A 22125-nucleotide genomic window follows, 5' to 3' on the forward strand; every position below is an offset into this window, starting at 1 on the left:
CATCCAGCATAAGGCTGTTTCATGAGTAGAGTTGTAGAGAGCATCTACTCGGGAGCAGTCTTTTTCGTGTGTCCAGCTTGGAGCTGTTCAACCAATTTGCGAGCCGCATTGGATAAATAACGATCCTTGCGCCATACGACGGCAGGCCGTGTAAAAGGGAACGGCTCCTTAATGGAGAGTGTGCGAAATCTGTCTCCGTATTCTTGTCCCAAGCCAGCGTCTGGAATGATGGTAACCCCCATGCCTGTGGATACGAGCGAGAGAATGGTCGATATTTCAGGACAGTCCAGTACGACGCGCGGAGTAAGATGGTGCTCCTGAAATTTGCGGATGACGGTTTCGTATAATCCGTGACCTTCTGTTCGACGTGCCAACAGGAGGTCATAGCTGGCTGCTTCCTGTAGCGTGATTTCTCCACTCGAATGACGATCTGCCCATTCACATGGAAGTACCGCAACAAAAGAAACGCCCTCCAGTTCAATCGTATGGTACGAGTTGTCGTCTACCGGAAGCAGTAGCAGAGCCAGATCGACTTTATTTTGATGCAGCAGTTCTTCCAGATGATGTGTGTCCCCGTGTCCTATCTTAACGTATACCTCCGGGTAATCCCGATGAAAGCGGCTGAGTTGTTCGGTAATTAGAGACATGCAGGCGGATGAAGTGCCTATGGACAGGGTGCCAGCTACGTTGTTTTCAAATTCCCCAATTTCTCTACAGGTATCCTCCATTTCAGCCAGTAATCGTTTGGCGCGGGTGTACAGTGCGTATCCGGCCTCGGTGACCTCCCACTTCTTTCCTTCCCGGTAAATCAGCTTTACCCCAAGCTCGTCCTCCATATTTTTGAGCTGCTGACTCAGCGGAGGCTGGGCCATGTTGAGCGTGCGTGCGGCTTTGGTGATTTGCCCTTCCTCCACAATGACGCAAAAGTAATGCAGATGCTTCATATCCATTGGGGGGTTCCTCCTCATTTCTGAACAACGCTTCGATTTGAATACTTTTAAAGTATGCATTACATATATTATATATATTTTTCGTGTGCAAGGAACAGGCGTATAATTTTTGACAGTGATGCATTGGTGAACATACAACGATGGAGTGGAAGGAGGGGACATATGAAGAAAATCATTGTAGGAATATCGGGAGCGACAGGGTCGATCTTCGGTATCCGTATATTGCAACAATTACGGGAGGCCGGAGTGGAGAGCATCTGGTGCTATCCCCGTGGGCTATTGCGAACATTCCCTATGAGACAGGCTACACGGTGAAGGAAGTGGAGGCCATGGCGGATGCAGTTTATTCGTATAAGGATCAGGCTGCACGTATTTCCAGCGGCTCCTTCCGGGTAGATGGCATGATCGTCGCTCCTTGCAGTATGAAGACGCTCGCCTCTATTCGTATCGGTATGGCGGACAACCTGCTGACCCGATCAGCGGATGTAATGCTGAAGGAGCGAAAGAAGCTGCTGCTCATGACCAGGGAAACACCATTAAGCAGTATTCATCTGGAAAATATGCTGGAGCTGTCACGTATGGGCGTGATGATCCTGCCGCCGATGCCTGCCTTTTATAATCATCCTGCAAGCATTGAGGAATTGGTGGATCATATTGTTTTTCGCGCATTGGATCAGTTCGGTATTGTCACTACCGTAGCTAAGCGCTGGGATGGAATGAAGCAGACTGACTCCAGACTGCACCAGAATTGAGAAAACGGAAGACAAAGGAGAATGAATGATGGCTTATAAAGACTTTCGCGATTTTCTGCATACTTTGGAGAAGGAGGGGCAATTGCTTACGATCAGCGATGAGGTAAGGCCGGAGCCGGACCTCGCAGCAGCTAACAGAGCATTAAACAATCTTGGAGACAAGACGCCTGCTCTCTTTTTCAACAATATCTATGGATATACGGATGCTCGTATTGCAATGAATGTGATGGGCTCCTGGCCCAATCATGCCCTCATGATGGGAATGCCAAAAAACACGCCGCTCAAGGAGCAGTTTTTTGAATTTGCCAGACGCTATGAACAATTTCCGGTGCCCGTGAAGCGGGAAGAAACCGCTCCTTTTCATGAAGTCGAGATTACAGAGGATATTAATTTGTTTGATATTTTGCCGTTATTTCGTTTGAACCAGGGAGACGGAGGATTTTATCTGGATAAAGCGATTTTAGTTTCACGCGATCTGGATGACCCGGACACCTATGGCAAGCAAAACGTCGGCTTGTACCGGATGCAGGTCAAGGGCAAAAACCGTTTGGGTATCCAACCTGTACCGCAGCATGATATTGCGATCCATATCCGTCAGGCTGAGGAACGCGGTGAAAATCTGAAGGTCGCTATTGCTCTCGGATGTGAGCCTGTGATTACCACGGCGGCTTCTACGCCGCTGCTGTACGATCAATCGGAATATGAGATGGCGGGCGCCATTCAAGGTGAGCCTTACCGTGTGGTCAAAGCCAAGGATGCGGATCTCGATCTGCCTTGGGGAGCCGAGGTTATTCTGGAAGGTGAAGTATTAGCGGGTGAGCGTGAGTTTGAAGGTCCATTCGGTGAATTTACAGGTCACTATTCCGGCGGCCGCGCAATGCCAGTCATTCAGATTAATCGTATATATCACCGCAAACAGCCTATCTTTGAGCATTTGTACATCGGAATGCCTTGGACGGAAACGGATTATATGATCGGTGTGAATACAAGTGTACCGTTGTTTCAACAGCTCAAGGATGCATTTCCTAATGAAATTGTAGCCGTTAATGCTATGTATACGCATGGGCTGGTCGCTATTATTTCCACAAAAACCCGTTATGGCGGCTTTGCGAAGGCTGTGGGGATGCGTGCGCTAACGACTCCGCATGGATTGGGATATTGCAAGCTGGTGATTGTGGTAGATGAGGATGTCGATCCGTTCAATCTGCCGCAGGTCATGTGGGCTTTATCCACCAAGCTGCATCCGAAGCATGATGCTGTCATTGTGCCGGGCCTGTCAATTTTACCGCTTGACCCTGGCTCTGATCCGGCAGGCATGACGCACAAAATGATATTGGATGCGACGACACCTGTAGCACCGGATATTAGAGGCCATTATTCGCAGCCGCTCGATTCTCCGCTGGGTGTAGCGGAATGGGAAAAAAAGCTGAGCCAAATGCTTCGTTAAATATTTTTGAAAATATAGAAAGATTAAAGGAGTGCTGACAGATGCATATTTGTCCCCGTTGTGAATCTAATCGTTCGGAGGTTGTTACCCGTTCGCCAGTGAAAGGCGCCTGGGAGGTCTTGCTGTGTCCTGTATGTATGTTCACATGGCGCACCTCGGAACCGGATAGCATTACTGATCCGGCAAAGTATAAATCGGCGTTCAAGGTGAACCCCCAAGATATTCCGAATGCCGCCCATGTCCCTCCTATTCCAGAGAGGGTACAGGGACGTTCGTAAGCAGCCGTAAATTATGGTACTTTGAAGATATAGGCCAAATGTAAAGGGGAGTATACTTCATGCAGACACCAAGGATCGGTAAGGAGCTGTTCTCGCTGCTGGATGGCAAGAGGCTGGAAAACAAGCAGCATGAAGCGATGATGCTGCTGACGGTCACGGAGGACCAGTGGCCGCACATTGCAATGGTTAGCGTGGGCGAGGTTGTAGCGCTGGACGAGGGAAATCTGCGTCTGGCACTGTGGCCGGGCACGACTACGACGGGCAACATGATTCGTACCGGAAAGGCGACGCTCGCGGTGTTCATCGGCGGGAAGGCGCATTATGTCCGATTGTCGCTGGAACACCTGTCGGCTTTGCTGGGGGCCAAGCATGTACGCGAGCGTTTTGCGGCACGGGTTTTCGCAGCCAGAGAGGATTCTGCTCAATATGCGGATATCTTGACAGGTGTCACGGTTCGTCTCAAGGAGCCGGAATCGGTGATCAATCGCTGGAAAGAAACGGTGGCCGAGCTGTTAATGTAAAATTCAGTAGTTAATAAGGACCAAATTTTCTTTAAAGCCTAAACTATTCTTTTCCACATGTCGACATAAAACGTAGGTATAAGGATTTTGCGAAATCCTTAATTTTAAGTTTCGAAATGGGAGGGAATTAGATTTTGAAGAATAGATGGTCCGGTTTCTTGGCGTTGGTCATCCTGATCTCAAGTTTTACATCATACGCAGGGTTTGCATCCGCAGCTGATCCGGTGCTTTCCAAGATTGTCCTTTCCTCTAACGAGGTAACTGTGCAGCAGGGAGATACGGCTGCGTTGACGGCTACGGCTATTTATGCCGATGGGACGACTTCAAATGTAACTGTAAGCACGGATTGGAAAAGTGATAATACTGCTATTGCTACGGTATATAACGGTACGGTTTCAGGTAAGGGCGAAGGGGAAGCAACTGTGGTTGCGACCTATAAAGATAAGATACAATCGGTTCAGGTACATGTAACGAAAAAGGTTAAGGCACTGACATCCAGTGTGCAGAGCCTGAGCTTGCGTTCAAGCGGTACAGGACAGGTCGATCTGACAGCGACTTACAGTGATAACACGACAACTCAGGTATCGGGTGATGCGACTTGGACTTCGGATAATCAAAAGGTAGCAACCGTTGTTAACGGATTGGTGACCGCTCAGGGAGCAGGTACAGCCAATATTAAAGCCGTATACGGTCAACAGACGGTAACGATTGCTGTACAGGTAGAACAGGTTAAGCGTCTGGAAGTCAGTTCACCAGAAGTTTCCCTTTTGTTGAAGGATACCGAGAAGGTTAAACTGACCGCGACCTTCCCTGATGGAACGGTGCAGGATGTTACAGAGTCCGCCGATTGGAGCTCAAGCAATGCAGCCGTGGCGGATATACTGAAAGGCACGATTACGGGCTACAGCGCGGGTAAAGCGACGATTACCGGTAAATACGGTACGATGTCTGCTACCATTTCGGTGGATGTGGATCAAACGAATAAGCTGAAAGCCAGCGAATCCAATATTTTTCTCCGTTTGGATGAATCCAAAAAAGTACAGGTTTCTGCGGTGTACCCTGATGGAACGGTAACGGATGTCTCGGATAAAGCTACATGGTCCACAAGCGACGAAAAAATTGCGACGGTGACCAAAGGAACGATTATGGCGATTGGAGCGGGTTCGGCTACGGTGACCGCGAAGTATGGCGATAAGACGGTTTCGATTAAGGCAGATGTGGAAACGTCCAGATATCTGGATTTGAGCGAGGACAAGCTGAGCCTGAATGCCAAGGAATCCAAGAAGCTCAAGCTAACCGCGACGTACGTAACAGGTACGGAAGAAGATATCACGGATAAGGCAGAATGGAAATCCAGCAATGAAGATATTGCTTTTGTTAGCAAGGGTGAAGTAACGGGCTATAAAACAGGTGAGGCTACGATCACTGCTTCTTATGGCGGCAAAACAGTCACAGCGACGGTATCTGTGAATGTGCCTGGTGATCTGGCATTGTCCTCCAAAACGGCAACGATTGATATTAATGAGGACTATGTTGCGACTCTGACTGCTACCTATGCAGATGGTCGTAAGGAAGATGTTACACAGGATGCAGAATGGACTTCAAGTGCGGAAGATGTTGCTTCGGTATCCAAAGGTACAATTACAGGTAAAGCAGCGGGTAAGGCGGTTGTTACAGCCACTTATAATGGCAAAAAGCTGACCATTAATGTACAAGTCGGTCTCGTAGACCGTTTGGAAACAGACACACGCGTGATTGCGCTTGGTGCCCAGGAAACGAAGCAGTTGAAAGTAGCAGGCGTCAAGAGTGGCGGTACAAAAGCAGATGTAACCAAGGATGCCACCTGGACTACCAGCAATGTGAAAGTGGTTGAGGTTAGCGAGGGCTTGATCAAAGCGAATGGCAGTGGTAAGGCTACTGTTACAGCTTCTTATGGCAAGCAAAGCATTACATTTACAGTAGAAGTGGATGTGGCGCAACAGATTGAGGCGGATGCTATCGCGTTATCGCTTAAATCCGGAGATCAAAAAACCATCGCAATTGTGGTCAAATCCAGTGATGGCAAAGAAAAAGACGTTACGGCCCAAGCCGAATGGAAAACGCTCAATTATAAGGTAGCTACGGTCAAAAAGGGCCAGGTTACCGCAGTAAGCTACGGTAAAACCAATATTCAGGCGAAGTTTGGCGGGAAATATATCACCGTACCGGTGGATGTCGATACGCTTAAATATTTGCAAACTGACGAAGTCTCGCTGAATTTGAAAGCAGGACAGATAGCTAAGGTTACGGCTACAGCTACGTATAAGGATGAGTCGGAGAAGGATGTATCCAAGCCGGCTGTCTGGTCCTCGTCCCGAATTATTGTTGCTACGGTTAAAGACGGCAGCATTAAGGCACAGGGTAAAGGTAAAGCTGTCATTACGGTGAAATATGCAGGTAAAACAACGAAGGTACTGGTGAACGTTCAGTAAAAAAAAGGGGTGTCCCAAAAGCCATGGAAATGGCAATGGGGCGCCCCTTTGCTTTAGAGAATGATATTCGTTGGCACTCAGATGGACGCTTCGCGAACGGACCGTTGTTCCAATCGCTGTTGTGACCAGCGAGAAAAGCTTCTGCAATCCTTCTAAAATCAAAAAAAACCGTTCTTTGATAAAATGGAAGTGTCGAGCAACCTTTTCACCTTTATGTGGCTGGACAGACGGCAGCTTCTCTCCCGATCTACATGCGGGAGGAGGTTTACCGCTTAGAAGCTACGACTTATCCTTCTTGGCTGGTATGTTGCGTGTAAGCGACTCCGTCAGACGCTTGCCGGTCGGCGTTTGGGCCAGGCCGCCTTTGGCGGTCTCGCGGTGCTTGGACGGCATCGCGCTGCCGACTTCGAGCATCACGTCGATGACTTCGTCAGACGGGATGGCGCTGCGCACACCCGCCAGAGCCATATCCGCAGCGGCAAGCGCGGTCACGGCTCCCAGCCCGTTGCGCACGATGCAAGGAATCTCCACGAGCCCGGCGACGGGGTCGCAAATCAGGCCGAGCGTGTTCTTGAGCGCGAGGCCCACTGCATGAATGGCCTGTTCTGGCGTACCGCCGCGCAGCTCGACCATAGCGCCTGCAGCCATCCCGATGGCTGAGCCAATCTCGGCCTGACAGCCTCCCTCCGCACCGGAGATAAAGGAATTGTTGGCGATAACGTAGCCAATCGCTCCAGCGGCGAACAGTCCGCGCACCATATGCTCGTCATCCCAGCCAAACCGCTCCTGCGCGCTGATGAACACGCCGGGGATGACCCCGCATGAACCCGCGGTAGGCGTGGCAACAATGCGACCCATGGACGCATTGACCTCCGACACGGAGAGGGCGTACGCCATGGCGAGTGCCGAGGCATCGCCGGAGCAGGTTTCCCCTGCGCGCAAATATTCCGCCAGGCGCTTGCCGTCGCCGCCCGTCAATCCGCTGCGGGATACGGTGTCCTGTGTTTGCCCGCGATGAACGGCTTCCTTCATGACTTCATAATAATCAGCCATTTGTCGGAAGATTTCTTCCTCCGGTGTGTTCGTTTCTTGTACCTGTTCCTTGATCATCAGGCGCCCAATCGTAGTGGATTCCTTGGCGCACAAGGCACCTAATTCATGCAGATGGCTAAACCGCATCGGATTCAGCTCCTTTTTTCAAATTAATCATTTTGATTTCATACATATGAGGCAAAGCCCGCAGCTCGGCAATTAATTCAGCCGGAGCGGGGCTATCGGTTTCAATAGCAGTGAGCGCTTCGCCATCCCGGCCTTTGCGATCCACGTGCATGTAGGCAATGTTAATGTTAGCTGCACCCAGCGCCGAAGTCACCGCGCCCAATGTTCCGGGCTTATCCGAGTGAAGAAGCACCAGCGTAGGCAGCTCTCCGGTCAGATTGACCCGGAACTTGTTAAGCTGCTGGACATGAATGCTGCCGCCGCCGATGGAGGAGCCTAGCAGCGTGCGCTGTTCTTCACCCTTCCATAGCTCGAAGCGGACCGTGTTCGGATGGGGGGCGGGCAGTCCGCTGACAGCGAACTCTACTTCCATCCCGGCTTGCTCTGCACATTGCTCCGCATCCGGAATCCGGTGGTCGTCTGTATCGTAATTCAGCAGTCCGGCAATGAGTGCCAGGTCTGTGCCGTGTCCCTTGTACGTATCGGCAAATGAGCCGTACAGCGTCAGGCGGGCACGGTCAGGTTGCGTACCAAGCCAGTGTCGGGCAACGCGTGCGAGCCGCACTGCGCCTGCGGTATGCGAGCTGGAGGGTCCAGTCATAGCCGGACCGATAATGGAAAATACATCTTTGAAACGCATGGTGTGGCCCCCTGTATGTTTGAATACCATAGTATATGGTGTTGCCGCGCCCTTGCGCGGGTGTGACAGTTTCTAATGCTAACGCAGCATGTAAGCACAAAAAAGGACAGGATAAGGAAATTTCCCTTATCTCTGTCCTCGTTACCTGAGAGTTTCGTGCGGTGTACTACCGCCTTACCCCTTGGGTGGCTTGCGCTCTCTCCAGAGTTGCGTCAGATGGCGATACATGGACCTGAGAGATTATCCGCCAGCCGGGTGCTGGCGTCTTGCTCCTTCGGTGCCGCCGGGATGTGCTTCCCGGACAGACTCTCCCGTCATCTTCATTCGCGTATACCGTTCAACATTTCCTCCTAAGCGTAATGTATGCCATGCCCGGTGTCAATCACAGGTTGAAATTTTACATAATCAGGTACCTTCTCAATAAAAAAGATTAAATTTTACATAATTATGGATGAAAACAGGAAGGAATTAGAAGGTTGATAGCTAATCTGATAGAGGACAAGCTAATTTATGGAATAATGGGAGGGACATTTACGTATGGTAAAAGGTTTCCGGTTCACAGGTTCACGCTTAAAAGGAATGCTGCATCTGGCGGCAATCGTATCACTGCTGGTAGGACTCTTCGTTCCATTCGGCCAGGTCAAGGCAGAGGGCGCGTTGACGGTAGCGGAAGCGCTTCAGCGTCAAAGCAGCGGAGGTACGGTGACGGTAGAAGGCTACGTCGTAGGACATGCCACCGGATCGAAAACGGCTAATTTCTCTGCCCCGTTTGCAAACGATTTTAACGTACTGATTGCGGATCAGGCGAGTGAACGTAATACGTCTAATCTGTTAAATGTACAACTGACATCCGCGTATAGAGGAGCATTCGGGCTGTCAGGCCATCCTGAGCTGATCGGCAGTAAAATTCGCGTGACGGGTGCGCTCGGTGCCTATAACAATTTTGGCGGCGTGAAAAGCCCAAGCGCTGTGGAGCTGGTAAGCGGAAGCGAGCCTGGAAATCCTGGTGATCCGGGCGAACCTGATCCTGGTACCCCGGGTCAACCCGGTACGACATTACCGGATGGAAAAGGCAAAAAAGTACTGTTTGATAATACGCACGCACAGACAGCCGGAGCAGCAGATTGGGTTATTGATGGAGCCTTTTCCGATTTTGCGGGCGGACTGCGTAATGCAGGTTTTACCGTGGACCCGTTGAACCGTTCCATTCCTTTTACCTATGGAGAGCAGGCTATAACGTATGACAAGCTGCGTCCATACGATGTGTTCATCATTGGTGAAGCCAATGTTGCCTTTAAGGCATCCGAGCAGGCCGCACTGGTGCAATACGTGAAGAATGGAGGCAGCATTTTCTTCATTTCTGACCACTATAACGCTGACCGAAACAAAAACCGTTGGGATTCCTCCGAGGTTATGAACGGCTACCGCCGTGGAGCCTATTCCAATCCGGCCAAAGGCATGACTACAGAAGAAGCTGCATCACCAGCTATGCAGGGATTAACCAGTTCCGACTGGCTGGCGACGAACTTTGGCGTTCGTTTCCGCTACAATGCACTTGGTGACGTGAACGCTACGGACATCGTAGCGGCAGATCAATCCTTTGGCATTACGAAGGGTGTACGTTCGATTGCAATGCATGCTGGTTCTACACTGGCGATTATTGACCCGACCAAGGCGAAAGGAATCGCTTATATCCCTTCGGGCACGAACAAATGGGGCAATGCTGTGGACCAGGGAGTTTATAACGGCGGGGGTCGTGCGGAAGGACCTTATGCCGCTATCTCCAAGGTGGGCCAAGGCAAGGCAGCGTTTATCGGCGATTCTTCGCCAGTTGAGGATGCCACGCCGAAATATGTTCGTGAGGAAAACGGACAGTCGAAGAAGACGTACGATGGCTTCAAGGAAGTGGACGATTCCACCTTCCTGGTACAGACGGTCCAATGGCTCGCATGGAAGCAGGACTATACGAAGCTGTCCGATGTGGCAGGCCTGACGCTAGACCAGCCAACACAGCTGCTACCGTTCGAGGAGCCTGCGGCTTCCACGGAACCGCAGCCTGAGCCTTGGGCTGCTCCGGCAGCGGGCTACAAATGGTACGATCCAAGAACGTTCAAATCCGGCTCCTATGGAGCGGCCTCGTAACTAACGAAGAGAGCACAATTTGAGCTGGACCAGCCAGTCGCTTGATCCCTTTAAGGGGGTCAGGCGGCTTTTTTTGTGCTAAAAATTAACCTGTGGTTGGTTATTTCATTATATTTTGTGCCAGAAAGGTCGCGCTGCTGCTGAATCATTGGTTTTACCAATGATGGTGATAGTCTAATCTTAATTGATATATCCATATACTGGTGATAGGATGAATTCAAATTATTCCGACTAAATCAGTGTGTAATGTTTATGAGAGGTTTAACATCAAGCGTGGCGTGCATTAGCAGGACAAGGCCATGGAGAATGGAGGAAGCATATACATTGAGTAGCGAGCCGGTGTTGGAGATCAAAGGGTTAACGGTATCTTTTCGCATTAAGGATCAATATTACCCTGCAGTTGACCATCTGGATCTGACGGTCAACCCCAATGAGGTGCTGGCTGTGGTCGGGGAATCCGGCTGCGGCAAAAGCGCGCTGGCGCTTTCGATAGCACAGCTGCACGATCTGGAGCGTACCCGCGTGGAGGGACAGATTCTTTTTAAAGGCACGGATCTGAATCGCCTCTCTACAGGGCAAATGAACAAAATCCGCGGAGCAGGCATCGGCATGATTTTTCAGGACCCGCTGACCGCGCTGAATCCGCTAATGAGCATTGGTAAGCAAATTGAGGAAAACCTTGATTATCATACGACCCTCTCTACGAAGCAGAAAAAGGTACGTGTGCTGGAATTGCTGGACAGTGTAGATATTCCGAATCCCGTACGTGTATACGACCGGTATCCGCATGAGCTGTCAGGGGGGATGCGGCAGCGTGTGATGATCGCCATAGCCATTGCTTGTCGTCCTGCCCTCATTATTGCAGACGAGCCGACTACAGCGCTCGATGTAACCATTCAATCTCAAATTCTCGACTTGCTCAAGCAGCTTCAACAGGAGACTGGAAGCGGCATTATCCTGATTACGCACGATCTTGGCGTTGTGGCAGAGGTGGCGGACCGCGTAGCGGTCATGTATGCCGGAGAAATCGTGGAAAGCGCCAATGTTTTTGAATTGTTCCGACAGCCACAGCATCCGTATACGCGTTCTTTGCTCGCATCCATGCCGGGATCGCATACCAAGGGAGAACCGTTACACGTCATCGGAGGAATCGTCCCTTCCTTGCAGGATATTCCCCGCAATAGCTGTCGCTTTGCTCCACGTATTCCCTGGATTCAGCATGAGGCACATGAGGATCATCCTTATTTAAGTGAGGTTTCTCCCGGGCATTGGGTCCGCTGTACATGTTATCAGCATTTTCATTTTGAAGATGAGGCAAAGGGGGAAGCAGCTCATGGCACTGCTGGAGCTAAATGATCTGAGAGTCCATTATCCGGTGCGTGGTGGTTTCTTCCAGCGTGTGGTCGATCAGGTAAAAGCGGTGGATGGTGTGTCCATCAGCATTGAGGCGGGTCAGACGTACGGGCTGGTGGGAGAATCCGGCTGCGGCAAAACGACCACAGGCAGAACGATTATCGGGCTGAACAAGCTGACGAGCGGGCAGGTTCTTTTTAACGGAAATGACCTAACGGCCTTAAGCCGTAACAACCGCCATCCGCTGCGGAGAGATATTCAGATGATCTTTCAGGACCCGTATTCCTCGCTGAATCCGCGTAAGCGTGTGCTGGATGTCATCGCTGAGCCGTTGCGGAATTTTGAAAGGCTGAGTAGTGAGGAAGAACGCCGAAAAGTTCAGACGCTGCTGGAAAAGGTCGGCTTGAACGCCGATGCGGCCTACAAATATCCGCATGAATTTTCCGGGGGACAGCGACAGCGGATCGGCATTGCGCGTGCACTCACATTAAATCCAAAGCTGATCATTGCCGATGAGCCGGTATCAGCGCTGGATGTGTCCGTTCAGGCACAGGTGCTTAATTTTATGAAGGATGTGCAGCGGGAATTTAATTTGACGTATTTGTTCATCAGCCACGATCTCGGTATCATCCGCCATATGTGCGACCAAATCGGGATTATGTACCGGGGCCGTCTGGTGGAGCAGGGAAGCGAACAGGATATTTATGAGCATCCGCAGCATTTGTATACCCAGCGGCTCATTGCGACTATTCCGAATATAGATCCCGCCAAACGGCTGGAAAATGCTCAAAAAAGGCGAGCCCTGTTGTCCTCCTATAAAACGGAGCTGCCCAAACATCTGGATGAGAACGGTAAGCCGTTTGCGCTAAAAGCGGTAAGCACGTCCCATCAAGTCGCGCTACCATAAGGGGGTACAGAATATGTGGAAATTTACACTGCGTCGGCTGCTGACCATGATCCCTCAGTTGGTTGCTTTGAGCATACTTATCTTTTTTCTGGCGAAGGCCATGCCGGGGGATGCCCTGACAGGACTCATAACCTCGACACCCAATTTGAATCCGGCGGCGTTGGAGGAGCAACGGCAAAAATTAGGGCTGAATGATCCGGTGTGGATACAATATGGCAACTGGCTTGCCCGATTGGTTCACGGGGATTTGGGAAAATCTTATGTACATAAAATCGGCGTCACCGATCTGATCGGTAGCCGTCTGGGGAACACGTTCTTTTTGGGCGTAGTGATCCTGATCTTGACGTATCTGATCGCGATTCCGCTCGGTGTACTTAGCGGTCGTTATCAGCATAGCCCGCTGGACAAAACCGTGGTGGGCTATACCTATCTCAGCTTTGCGACTCCCTTATTTATACTCGCGTTGCTGCTGCTGTACGTGTTCGGATTCAGGCTTGGCTGGTTTCCGACCAGCGGCAGTGTGGATGTGGGCGTAGAACCGGGAACCTCAGCATATTACATCAACAAGGCTTACCATCTCATATTGCCAGCGGTTACAGGCGCATTGCTCAGTACAACGGCAACGATTCAGTATTTGCGCAATGAGGTCATTGACACACGACTGAAGGATTTTGTGAAAACGGCGCGTTCCAAAGGGGTACCCGAGGGGAAAATCTATTCCCGCCATATTTTCAAAAATTCGCTGCTACCGATTGCCGCCTTTTTGGGCTATGACCTGACGGGAGTGATTGCGGGCAACATTTTCCTTGAATCCATCTTTGGGTATCCAGGGCTGGGGCAGCTATTTCTCCAGTCCATCACCCAACGTGATTTTTCAGTCGTGACCGCGCTGGTGATGATTTCCGGCTTCCTGGCATTATTGGGGACCCTTTTGTCTGATGTCATCCTGAGCAAGGTCGATCCCCGCATTCGGATCGAATAACGAACAACTTCAGAGGAAGGGGAGGGATGTAAGGTGTCCATGCAGGTGGAGGAGGTTTTCACGCCGGAGATCATTCGCAAGTCACCATCCAGCTGGTCTGTACTGCGCCGCGAGCTGGTGCGTGACAAAACGGCGCTGGTGTCCATCGCGTTTGTGGTCTTGTTTTTGCTCTTTATTTATTCATCCGTTCTGTTTGTGAATCAGGATGTAGTTACGACGGTCGATTTGGGCGCGATCCGTGAAGCTCCAAGCTCGGTGCATTGGCTGGGCACGGACCGGGCGGGCAGAGATATTTTCGGTCAGCTGGTCATTGGGGCGCGTAATTCCTTCACGATTGGCTTCACGATTACACTATTATCCGCTGCCATCGGCTTGACGCTGGGACTGATGGCCGGTTTTTATGGTGGCTTGGTTGATAACATTATCATGCGGATCATTGATTTTATCCTGGTGCTTCCGTTTTTGATGCTGGTGATCGTATTCGTCAGTATTGTCCCCAAGAGCGGCATAGGATCTTTTATTTTCATCATGACCGCTTTTTTGTGGATTGGAAAAGCACGCCTGATTCGGGCCAAGGTGCTGTCGGAGCGGGAGCTGGACTATGTGCAGGCCTCCAAAACGCTCGGCACACCCAATTGGAAAATTATCTGGTTTGGCGTGCTGCCCAATCTCAGCTCGGTTGTGATCGTCAATCTAACGCTCAGTCTTGCAGGGAATATCGGGATTGAGACTGGGCTTTCCTATCTCGGCTTTGGTTTGCCGGAATCCACCCCAAGCTTGGGTACGCTGGTGAGCTACGCCAATGACCCGGATGTTTTACAGAATAGCTGGTGGATGTGGTTGCCTGCTTCTTTACTTATTTTGGTGCTGATGCTGGCGATCAACTTTATCGGTCAGGCGCTCAAACGCGCCACGGATGCCAGACAACGATTGGGTTAACCGAAGTTCAAGGATAAGGACAATGACAAGGAGGGGTTTACAATGGTTAAACGCTGGAAAAAAGGAATTCTGCCTGTTCTATCTGCAATTTTGGTGCTTTCTCTGGCCGCGTGCAGCGGCTCGCCTTCCGCTTCGAATGGAGGAAAATCGTCTGACGGTACAGGCGGTACAGGATCGGACAGCAAGCAGGTGAATGCGACAGCGCTAGCGAAGGCGGTCAAGAACGATAAGGCACCGATTAAGGGCGGCATCATCAATTATGCACTCGTGTCCGATACCCCTTTTGAAGGGATTCTGAATCCTGTATTTTATGATGGCAATCCGGATTTTGAAGTTTTCCAATTTTTCTATCCTTCTTTGTTTTCAATTGACTCCAATCTGAATATTAACGATAAAGGGGCGGCGACGATTTCCTTTTCCCCAGACAATAAGGCGGTGACTGTCAAAATTGATCCCAAGCTGAACTGGACGGATGGTAATCCCGTAACGGCGGAGGACTATGCTTTTTCCTATGAAGTGATCGGTCATAAAGACTACGAAGGTCCGCGTTACGATAGCTTTATGACCAATATTGTGGGTATGGAGGAATATCACGCGGGCAAGGCCAAAACGATTTCAGGCATTAAGGTGCTGAATGAGAAAGAGGTTACCATTCAGTTCAAGGAGCCTAATCCTTCGGTGAAATCGGGACTTTGGTCTACGCCACTGGAGAAAAAGGTATTTCAAAACATTCCCGTGAAAGATATGGCCGGATCTGATCCTGTCCGTAAAAATCCGATTGGCTATGGGCCGTTCAAAATTAAATCCATGGTCACAGGTGAATCTGTGGAATTCGTCAAAAATAAGGATTATTTTCACGGTGAGCCCAAGCTGGATGGCCTTCATTTGAAGGTTGTGAACCCGAATGTCATTACAGAAGCGCTGAAAAGCGGAGAAATTGACTGGGCCAGCTATCCAACCACCCGTTACGATGAAGCCAGCAATCCGAAAAATGTACAGTTTCTCGGTCAGGAGGAATTGTCTTATAGCTATGTCGGCTTTAAACTGGGCAAATTCGATCAGGCCAAGAGTCTAAATATCATGGACCCGAACGCCAAGCTGGCGAACAAGTCATTGCGTCAGGCCCTTGGCTATGCGCTGAATAATGAGCAGGTCGGCAAGCAGCTCTTTCACGGGCTTCGGGTTCCGGCAACGTCCCTGATTCCGCCTGCCTTTAAGGGATATCATGACACGAACGCGAAGGGCATCACATATGACCCGGACAAAGCGAAAAAGCTGCTGGACGAGGCAGGATATGTGGATACCAATGGAGATGGCTACCGTGAGGACCCTAAGGGTAAGGAGCTGGTGCTCCATTATGCAGCGATGAGCGGGGATGCAACAGCCGAATCCTTGGCGAAGTTCTATTTGCAAAACTGGAAGGATGTCGGGCTACATGTCGAGCTGGTAGACGGTCGTCTGCTGGAGTTCAATTCTTTCTATGACCGTGTGCAAAAGGATGATCCTGGCATTGATATTTTTGGCGGCGCATGGGGAACAGGTTCAGATGTAGATCCTGGTGGATTGTATGGACGCGGAGCCAGCTTTAACTATTCGCGTTTTACGAGTGAAGAAAATGACAAGCTGTTGAAGGAGGGGGTGTCGGTCAAAGCCTTTGACGACAACTATCGTAAAGATATATATAATCAGTGGCAGGCGTATATGAGTGAGGAAGCTCCAATCGTACCGACGTTATTCCGCTATTCGCTGGAGGCTCTGAATAACCGGGTAGCCAATTACGACATTACCCGTGGCAAGGAGTATGGTGCAGACACGTTTGCCAATATTACGTTGACGGCGGAAAAAGCAGAAGCAGCACAATAATCTAAAAAGAAGCGCGAACCGGAGTGATCCGATCTCGTGCTTCTTTTAGCCTTTTAATGTAACCATCTGCGGAATTTCGAAGGGAGAGAAAGAAGACGGAAATACGCCAGCTTCAATACTTCATAGCCGTATGCGAGGAACTGCATTTTACGAAAGCTTCTGAAAAGATCGGAATCTCCCAGCCTACGCTCAGTTTGCAAATTAAGGCGTTGGAGGAAGAACTGGGGATGACTCTCTTTAATCGTGCAGGCAAAAAGATCAAAATGACAGAGGCTGGAAAACTGTTGCTACAGCACAGCGCTCATGCACTCAAGAATTTACAGCAGGCGAAGGCTTCCATTGAGGAGCTTCGCACCGAGCAACGGGGAAGCTTACGGATCGGTATCGCTTTGCCGGAGCTTGAGGAACCCTTGCAAGAGATGTTTATGGATTTTCATCGTTTGTTTCCTAAAATCAGTCTGCACATCCACCCATCGTTTGAATTGCTGGAGCAGGTGCTGGATAACCGGATGGACCTTGGCATTACGCTGCACTCAGGTATAGATGAAAGGCTCGTCCAGCTACCGCTTCGGACGGAGAGCTACTGTCTTATTGTCCCGGCAGGACATGCGTTTGCCAACCGTTCTTCGATTGCACTGGACGAATTGAGGCACATGCCTTGGGCTATGCAGCCAGGGGATCATCTGGGTAGAAGGCACATTGAAAAATGCTTCTGTGATCGCGGGTATCCCTTTGCCACTGCCATGGAGACCCATTCCATTCCTGCGATCCTGCGTTGGGTACAGGAGGGACTTGCAGTGACTATCCAGACCAAATCCCTCGCAGTATCCCTGGACCGTTCATCCCTTTGTGCAGTGCCTATTTCACGGGGAGTACCCGAGGTTCGGCTGGAGCTGATTCATCGGTCAGATCGTTACACGGGAGAAGCCATTAAACGGCTGATTGAAAAAATACATGCTGTGCTGACAGAACGTTCAGTCTGGCGGCAGCTCTGATCAAGCTATGTGTGCTGAATGCTAATGAGTGCGCACCTCCAGCCTGCGTGCAAGCAGCGACATGCTGTAATTGACAGCGAAGTACAGGAAAGCGGCGAACAGCAGAGCCGGAATGACGAAGGATTGATTTTGACCGCCGACAATCTGAATGTTATGTGTCAGCTCCGGCAGACTGATAATGACTGCGAGAGAAGTATCCTTGAGCAGGGAAATGAACTGGCTGACGATGGGCGGCACCATGCGGCGAAGCGCTTGCGGCAGAATGATATGCCATAACGTTCTGGAGTAGCTCAGCCCGGAGGAACGTGCGGCTTCGATCTGTCCTTTATGAATGGAGTTCAAACCGCTACGAACAATCTCGGCGATCATGGCACCCTCAAAGATCGACAGGCCCGTAATGGCTGCCCATTTGAGCGAAATGGAAAGGCCAATGGACGGTAAGACCATACCGATGAAGAAGATAATGAGCAATAACGGAAGATTGCGAATCAGATCAATCAAAAAGGCCGCTACCTGTGAAACGACAGGTAAGCGCGTATAGCGCAGGATGCCGAACGCGATACCGAGCGCGAAGCTGAACACGATGGAGTACACGGCGACCTCCAGCGTCAGCAGGAAGCCCTCCAGTATAAAACGCACATTAGGCCATACAAACAAGCCACTGAAATCCATACGGGCTTCCCTCCTTAGGATGTTTTGGACAGACGACGCTCCATGTACAGAACAAGAAAGCTGAGCGGAACCGTCAATATAAGGTATAACAACGCTGTAATGGCATAGACGGTGATGGGCATAAAGGTATCCGAGTTAATCAGGTCAGAGTAATACATCAGGTCCAGTCCGGCTACTATGGCCAGTACGGAAGAGTTTTTGACCAGATTGATGAATTGGTTGCCAATCGCAGGCAGTACAATTTTAATCGCTTGCGGCAAAATAATGCTGATCATCGTCTGGTTGTAGCTCAGTCCGGAGGAGCGTGCGGCTTCAAATTGCCCCTTCGGTACGGACTGGATGCCGGCACGTATCGCTTCTGCAATAAAGGAGGCTGTGTACACGGTCAAACCAAGCGTTCCAGATGTAAACCCGTCCAAGGGAACGCCCAAAGTGGGAAGTCCCAGATAAAAGAACAGCACAACGATCAGCAACGGGATATTACGAATGACCTCTACATAGATGGTGCCAATCCAGTTCAGCCATTTAAAGGGCGCAATTCGGAGGATGGCGATGATCGCCCCCAGAATAAAGCTTCCGATCAAGGCAATGACACTGGCTTGAACGGTATGAAGCAAGCCTTCTCTAAAGCGGTCGCCGTGGTCGAAAAGTACGTTGATATCAAAAGTAAGCATCTGCGGATTTACCTCCTTATCCAGAGCGATGGGCTTTTCTAAAGAAAGGAAGGAGCACGCAGCTGCGGCTCCTTCACAAGAATATTATTCGGGTTTAACCCCAAGCCATTGCTCGTGGAGCTTATCGTATTCACCGTTGCTTTTCAGTTCCTTGAGCGTATCGTTAATGGCTTGCAGCAATTCGGTTTGTCCCTTCTTCACCGCAATGCCGTAAGGCTCCTCAGTGAAGTTTCCGCCTACGAGGGTGTAATTCGGATCTTGCTGTTGCATGCCGAGCAAAATAGAGTTATCGGTGGTCAACGCCTGCCCTTGACCTGCCTTGAGTGCATTAAATGCATCCTGGTAGTTCTCAAACTCCAGTACAGTCGCTTTGGGTGCTTTTTCGCGGATATTTTTGGCGGAGGTGGAGCCCTTAACTGCGAGTACCTTGGTATCCGGAGTCAGGGACTCCAGACCGGTAATCGGGCTTCCTTTTTTCACAAGCAGGGATTGCCCGGCGTTAAAGTAGACGTCGCTGAAATCGACCTGCTTTTTACGTTCGTCCGAAATGGTCATGGTCGCGATAATGGCGTCGATGTCCCCGTTTTGCAGCAAGGGGATTCGTGTTTTGGATGTGACTTCCTTCAATTCAAGCTTGGTTTCGTCTCCAAAAATATGTTTGGCTACTGCCTTGGCAATGTCGATATCAAAGCCTTCTACTTTCCCGGTGGCCGGGTCCTTCAGACCGAACAGCTTGGTGTCGTATTTCACACCAACAACCAGCTTGCCACGTTGCTTGATGGCTTCCAGCCCGTTGGCTGCCGGCGCCTCATTCCCCGACGTTGCTGTTCCCTGCTTGCCTCCACAGCCAGCCAAAACGAGTAGACAGGACAGCATAAGCAGCATAAGGGCACTCCATGAATATCTTTTTCTCATTTGAACAATCCCCTTTCGATTTACGTTCTGAATTTACACTCCAGAGGAGTTTGAAAAAATCCTGAATCCATTTAAAGGTCTGTTTAATGATGAATCAGACGGCTCAGGAACAGGCGCGCCCGCTCCTCACCCGGATTCTGGAAAAACTCGGCAGGCTGACTGTCTTCTAAAATCTGTCCTTTGTCCATGAAAATGACGCGATCCGCTACTTCACGGGCAAAGCCCATTTCATGAGTCACAATGACCATGGTGATGCCTTGATGCGCGAGCGAACGCATAACATCCAGTACCTCCCCGATAGTTTCAGGATCAAGAGCGGAGGTAGGTTCGTCAAACAGCATAATTTTCGGATTCATCGCGAGACCACGGGCGATAGCAACCCGTTGCTGCTGTCCGCCCGACAATTGAGCGGGGTAGCTCTGTGCCTTTTCCTCGATTCCAACACGCTTCAAATAGGTGATGGCTGTTTGGGTAGCCTCTTCCTTCGAGATGCCCAGCACCTTCATGGGTGCAAGTACAATATTCTCGATTACCTTTTTATGGGGATACAAATTGAAGTGCTGAAATACCATACCGATATTGCGCCGGAAGGCGTTAATATCAATCTTTTTGTCATGTACAGGTATCTCGTTGACGATCAGCTCCCCGTCCGATATGGTTTCCAGACGATTGATGCAGCGTAGCAGGGTGCTTTTACCCGAGCCGGAGGGTCCGATGATCACGACGACCTCGCCCTCCTTAATTTGGAGATTGATGTCTTTAAGTACATGGAAGTGACCAAAATGCTTGTTGACGTTACGAAACTGGATCAGAAGGCTCACCCCTTTCAGGCTTGGATACATAGCTTGGTAGATTGGCTGGCATGATCAAGCTCTATCAAAATTTCAAAATTTTCTCTCATGATACTATAAGCTTACAATAAAAAACAAGATTTTATGTCATAAAACTTAACTCTAAATATATTTTCATGTAATTATTCATGAGAAAATCGCTATTTCCACATGTGAATGAGCATGAATGCACAATTAAATGTTACTAAATATGACACAAAATAACGACCTTCGACATTCCAAGGGAGAAACGTGACAAAAGCAACGCTATGTTTTACAGTAGGGGAGAAGGAATTTAGGGTAAAGGAAGGTTAGTGCAATGACGAAAGCTATTTCACCGCTGGTAACCGCATTGGGCATGGAGCCCCATCCGGAAGGCGGCTGGTACAAAGAGATGTGGAAGGCCCATTTTCAAATTCCGAAGCCTGTACTGCCGGATATGTATTCCGGTCCGCGTTTTGCAGCTTCGTCGACGTATTTCTTGCTGCATCCGGGCGAGTTCTCCGAGTGGCATGTCGTACATTCGGATGAGCTGTGGCTGTATCATAGCGGCAGCCCTGTGGAGTTGAAATTGGGTGGAAGCGGAGAACAACCTGGTGAAGAAACCGTGATTATCGTCGGTGCCGATGTGGAGGCAGGACAGCATCCACAAGCGCTGGTACCGGGCACAGTATGGCAAACGGCACGTCCGCTTGGGGATGAGCCTGTGCTGGTAACCTGCGTTGTCGCTCCGGGATTCCACTTTGACGATTTCAAGCTGATTGCAAAGGGTACTACGGGTCCAACCGAATAATTGTAATGATGTGTGCATTTGGCGGGTGTATTTCTTTGAATCAACAGGAATCACCCGCCTGATTTATATTCTCCGCTGGGCTTAGATTGTTGCATGGCTTATAGAGGTGCAGGTTGTTTTTTGGCATGGATATTATGGCGCTTTCGAATGTCTTTTGCGAGGTTTTTGATCCGTGTAGAGCTATATGAACTACTCTGTTTCCGGTTGATCTTGGAATACAAGGCATAACGGTTTCTTCCCATTCGTTTGGCATGGTACATGGCGATATCCGCTTCTTTGAGCAATGTCTGCAGATTCTCCTTCTGGGATGGATTCATACTAATGCCAATACTTCCCGTGACAGATAATCTGTGTCCATGAATGCTGTAGGCTCTGCTGATTTTTCTTAGGAGGAGTTCCGCCAAAATCTTTACCTGGTCGGAATCAAAATTTTTTATGATGAGCAAAAATTCATCCCCCCCAATACGAAAAGCCTTTTGGTTCGCATTCATGACTTGTAGCAGATGAAGGCTGACTTCATGTAACAGCATATCGCCTACCCTGTGCCCATAAGCATCATTAATGGCTTTGAAGCCATCCAGGTCAATGTATAAAATAGCGGTGCTTTCTTTGCCTTTATACTGCTTCCAGAAATGGTTGAGCGCATTCCGATTGAACAAACCTGTTACCGGGTCTTGGTAAGCAAGTTTCCTTAGCATAGTTCTTTCCACAAATACGGACCTTAAAAAAACCCCAAGGCATATCCATACGATCAGGTTTAAGATCAATAAACATAAGAGCGTA

At 49.9% G+C, this 22125-nt stretch carries 20 protein-coding genes, 1 pseudogene and 1 riboswitch; of the genes and pseudogenes, 13 read left to right on the top strand and 8 right to left on the bottom strand.

The window, feature by feature from the left end:
- Positions 1-44 precede the first annotated feature (44 nt).
- Complete coding sequence (locus tag AC0WRU_RS02450; protein WP_476127071.1) at positions 45-950, bottom strand: LysR family transcriptional regulator; 906 nt, start codon at positions 948-950, stop codon at positions 45-47.
- A 162-nt stretch (positions 951-1112) separates the two neighbouring features.
- On the opposite strand from AC0WRU_RS02450, the pseudogene AC0WRU_RS02455 reads away from it, so the two are divergent.
- The 5 genes and pseudogenes from AC0WRU_RS02455 (at position 1113) to AC0WRU_RS02475 (ending at position 6419) form a co-directional block, all read left to right on the top strand.
- Positions 1113-1702, top strand: a pseudogene (locus AC0WRU_RS02455) (UbiX family flavin prenyltransferase).
- A gap of 28 nt (positions 1703-1730) precedes the next feature.
- Positions 1731-3149 (top strand): non-oxidative hydroxyarylic acid decarboxylases subunit C, encoded by a 1419-nt coding sequence (locus AC0WRU_RS02460; RefSeq protein ID WP_476128544.1) that lies wholly within the window; start codon positions 1731-1733, stop codon positions 3147-3149.
- 41 nt (positions 3150-3190) lie between these two features.
- Positions 3191-3427 carry a non-oxidative hydroxyarylic acid decarboxylases subunit D gene (locus AC0WRU_RS02465; protein ID WP_025685903.1) on the top strand — a complete coding sequence of 79 codons (237 nt, stop codon included), beginning with the start codon at positions 3191-3193 and terminating at the stop codon, positions 3425-3427.
- Between the two features lie 59 nt (positions 3428-3486).
- Positions 3487-3948, top strand: coding sequence for a pyridoxamine 5'-phosphate oxidase family protein (locus AC0WRU_RS02470; protein ID WP_476127072.1), 462 nt, complete (start codon positions 3487-3489; stop codon positions 3946-3948).
- 134 nt (positions 3949-4082) lie between these two features.
- Positions 4083-6419, top strand: coding sequence for an Ig-like domain-containing protein (locus AC0WRU_RS02475; protein WP_476127073.1), 2337 nt, complete (start codon positions 4083-4085; stop codon positions 6417-6419).
- 279 nt (positions 6420-6698) lie between these two features.
- Here AC0WRU_RS02475 and sdaAA read toward each other — a convergent pair whose 3' ends face one another.
- Entirely contained in the window at positions 6699-7598 is a 900-nt protein-coding gene (gene sdaAA, locus AC0WRU_RS02480; protein ID WP_476127074.1) for an L-serine ammonia-lyase, iron-sulfur-dependent, subunit alpha, read from the bottom strand.
- Complete coding sequence (gene sdaAB, locus AC0WRU_RS02485; protein ID WP_476127075.1) at positions 7588-8277, bottom strand: L-serine ammonia-lyase, iron-sulfur-dependent subunit beta; 690 nt, start codon at positions 8275-8277, stop codon at positions 7588-7590. Before sdaAB ends, sdaAA begins: the two co-directional genes overlap by 11 nt.
- Before the next feature lie 210 nt (positions 8278-8487).
- Positions 8488-8601: riboswitch (glycine riboswitch) on the bottom strand.
- A 213-nt stretch (positions 8602-8814) separates the two neighbouring features.
- Between sdaAB and AC0WRU_RS02490 the strand changes: the two genes are divergently transcribed.
- The 7 genes from AC0WRU_RS02490 (at position 8815) to AC0WRU_RS02520 (ending at position 17458) form a co-directional block, all read left to right on the top strand.
- Positions 8815-10419 (top strand): DUF6359 domain-containing protein, encoded by a 1605-nt coding sequence (locus tag AC0WRU_RS02490; RefSeq protein ID WP_476127076.1) that lies wholly within the window; start codon positions 8815-8817, stop codon positions 10417-10419.
- Between the two features lie 324 nt (positions 10420-10743).
- Positions 10744-11775 carry an ABC transporter ATP-binding protein gene (locus tag AC0WRU_RS02495; RefSeq protein WP_476127077.1) on the top strand — a complete coding sequence of 344 codons (1032 nt, stop codon included), beginning with the start codon at positions 10744-10746 and terminating at the stop codon, positions 11773-11775.
- Entirely contained in the window at positions 11753-12679 is a 927-nt protein-coding gene (locus AC0WRU_RS02500) for an ABC transporter ATP-binding protein (RefSeq protein ID WP_476127078.1), read from the top strand. Before AC0WRU_RS02495 ends, AC0WRU_RS02500 begins: the two co-directional genes overlap by 23 nt.
- A gap of 13 nt (positions 12680-12692) precedes the next feature.
- Positions 12693-13661: an oligopeptide ABC transporter permease gene (opp4B, locus tag AC0WRU_RS02505; RefSeq protein ID WP_476127079.1), complete on the top strand. Its 969-nt coding sequence runs from the start codon at positions 12693-12695 to the stop codon at positions 13659-13661.
- A gap of 39 nt (positions 13662-13700) precedes the next feature.
- Positions 13701-14600, top strand: coding sequence for an ABC transporter permease (locus AC0WRU_RS02510; RefSeq protein ID WP_476128545.1), 900 nt, complete (start codon positions 13701-13703; stop codon positions 14598-14600).
- Between the two features lie 42 nt (positions 14601-14642).
- Positions 14643-16463, top strand: coding sequence for an oligopeptide ABC transporter substrate-binding protein (gene opp4A / locus AC0WRU_RS02515; RefSeq protein WP_476127080.1), 1821 nt, complete (start codon positions 14643-14645; stop codon positions 16461-16463).
- A gap of 101 nt (positions 16464-16564) precedes the next feature.
- Positions 16565-17458 (top strand): LysR family transcriptional regulator, encoded by an 894-nt coding sequence (locus AC0WRU_RS02520; RefSeq protein ID WP_476128546.1) that lies wholly within the window; start codon positions 16565-16567, stop codon positions 17456-17458.
- Between the two features lie 21 nt (positions 17459-17479).
- On the opposite strand, the gene AC0WRU_RS02525 is transcribed toward AC0WRU_RS02520, so the two are convergent.
- The 4 genes from AC0WRU_RS02525 to AC0WRU_RS02540 form a co-directional block, all read right to left on the bottom strand.
- On the bottom strand, positions 17480-18130 hold the full coding sequence (locus AC0WRU_RS02525) for an amino acid ABC transporter permease (RefSeq protein WP_476127081.1): 651 nt from the start codon (positions 18128-18130) through the stop codon (positions 17480-17482).
- 14 nt (positions 18131-18144) lie between these two features.
- The gene (locus AC0WRU_RS02530; RefSeq protein ID WP_025682374.1) at positions 18145-18804 is read right to left on the bottom strand and encodes an amino acid ABC transporter permease; all 660 of its coding nucleotides are present in this window, start codon (positions 18802-18804) and stop codon (positions 18145-18147) included.
- A gap of 84 nt (positions 18805-18888) precedes the next feature.
- The gene (locus AC0WRU_RS02535) at positions 18889-19719 is read right to left on the bottom strand and encodes an ABC transporter substrate-binding protein (protein ID WP_025682373.1); all 831 of its coding nucleotides are present in this window, start codon (positions 19717-19719) and stop codon (positions 18889-18891) included.
- Positions 19720-19802: 83 nt separating this feature from the next.
- Positions 19803-20561, bottom strand: a complete 759-nt coding sequence (locus AC0WRU_RS02540) for an amino acid ABC transporter ATP-binding protein (protein WP_049827254.1) — start codon at positions 20559-20561, stop codon at positions 19803-19805.
- A gap of 307 nt (positions 20562-20868) precedes the next feature.
- Here AC0WRU_RS02540 and AC0WRU_RS02545 point away from each other — a divergent pair, with 307 nt between their 5' ends.
- A complete protein-coding gene (locus AC0WRU_RS02545; protein ID WP_025682371.1) occupies positions 20869-21342 on the top strand; it encodes a cupin domain-containing protein in 474 nt (157 codons plus the stop codon).
- Positions 21343-21440: 98 nt separating this feature from the next.
- Here the strand turns inward: AC0WRU_RS02545 and AC0WRU_RS02550 are convergent, their stop codons facing one another.
- Positions 21441-22040: a diguanylate cyclase domain-containing protein gene (locus AC0WRU_RS02550; RefSeq protein WP_476127082.1), complete on the bottom strand. Its 600-nt coding sequence runs from the start codon at positions 22038-22040 to the stop codon at positions 21441-21443.
- Between the last annotated feature and the right edge of the window lie 85 nt (positions 22041-22125).

The organism is Paenibacillus sp. 1-8, from assembly GCF_056316205.1.

What these genes read in the sequence shown, in the direction of transcription:
- AC0WRU_RS02465 (WP_025685903.1), top strand. Translation starts at nt 3,191, where the DNA reads ATGCATATTTGTCCCCGTTGTGAATCTAATCGTTCGGAGGTTGTTACC.
- AC0WRU_RS02545 (WP_025682371.1), top strand. Translation starts at nt 20,869, where the DNA reads ATGACGAAAGCTATTTCACCGCTGGTAACCGCATTGGGCATGGAGCCC.
- AC0WRU_RS02540 (WP_049827254.1), bottom strand. Translation starts at nt 20,561, where the DNA reads ATGTATCCAAGCCTGAAAGGGGTGAGCCTTCTGATCCAGTTTCGTAAC.
- AC0WRU_RS02535 (WP_025682373.1), bottom strand. Translation starts at nt 19,719, where the DNA reads ATGAGAAAAAGATATTCATGGAGTGCCCTTATGCTGCTTATGCTGTCC.
- opp4B (WP_476127079.1), top strand. Translation starts at nt 12,693, where the DNA reads ATGTGGAAATTTACACTGCGTCGGCTGCTGACCATGATCCCTCAGTTG.
- AC0WRU_RS02470 (WP_476127072.1), top strand. Translation starts at nt 3,487, where the DNA reads ATGCAGACACCAAGGATCGGTAAGGAGCTGTTCTCGCTGCTGGATGGC.
- sdaAB (WP_476127075.1), bottom strand. Translation starts at nt 8,277, where the DNA reads ATGCGTTTCAAAGATGTATTTTCCATTATCGGTCCGGCTATGACTGGA.
- sdaAA (WP_476127074.1), bottom strand. Translation starts at nt 7,598, where the DNA reads ATGCGGTTTAGCCATCTGCATGAATTAGGTGCCTTGTGCGCCAAGGAA.
- AC0WRU_RS02460 (WP_476128544.1), top strand. Translation starts at nt 1,731, where the DNA reads ATGGCTTATAAAGACTTTCGCGATTTTCTGCATACTTTGGAGAAGGAG.
- AC0WRU_RS02490 (WP_476127076.1), top strand. Translation starts at nt 8,815, where the DNA reads ATGGTAAAAGGTTTCCGGTTCACAGGTTCACGCTTAAAAGGAATGCTG.
- AC0WRU_RS02510 (WP_476128545.1), top strand. Translation starts at nt 13,701, where the DNA reads ATGCAGGTGGAGGAGGTTTTCACGCCGGAGATCATTCGCAAGTCACCA.
- AC0WRU_RS02450 (WP_476127071.1), bottom strand. Translation starts at nt 950, where the DNA reads ATGGATATGAAGCATCTGCATTACTTTTGCGTCATTGTGGAGGAAGGG.
- AC0WRU_RS02550 (WP_476127082.1), bottom strand. Translation starts at nt 22,040, where the DNA reads ATGCTAAGGAAACTTGCTTACCAAGACCCGGTAACAGGTTTGTTCAAT.
- AC0WRU_RS02525 (WP_476127081.1), bottom strand. Translation starts at nt 18,130, where the DNA reads ATGGATTTCAGTGGCTTGTTTGTATGGCCTAATGTGCGTTTTATACTG.
- AC0WRU_RS02530 (WP_025682374.1), bottom strand. Translation starts at nt 18,804, where the DNA reads ATGCTTACTTTTGATATCAACGTACTTTTCGACCACGGCGACCGCTTT.
- opp4A (WP_476127080.1), top strand. Translation starts at nt 14,643, where the DNA reads ATGGTTAAACGCTGGAAAAAAGGAATTCTGCCTGTTCTATCTGCAATT.
- AC0WRU_RS02500 (WP_476127078.1), top strand. Translation starts at nt 11,753, where the DNA reads ATGGCACTGCTGGAGCTAAATGATCTGAGAGTCCATTATCCGGTGCGT.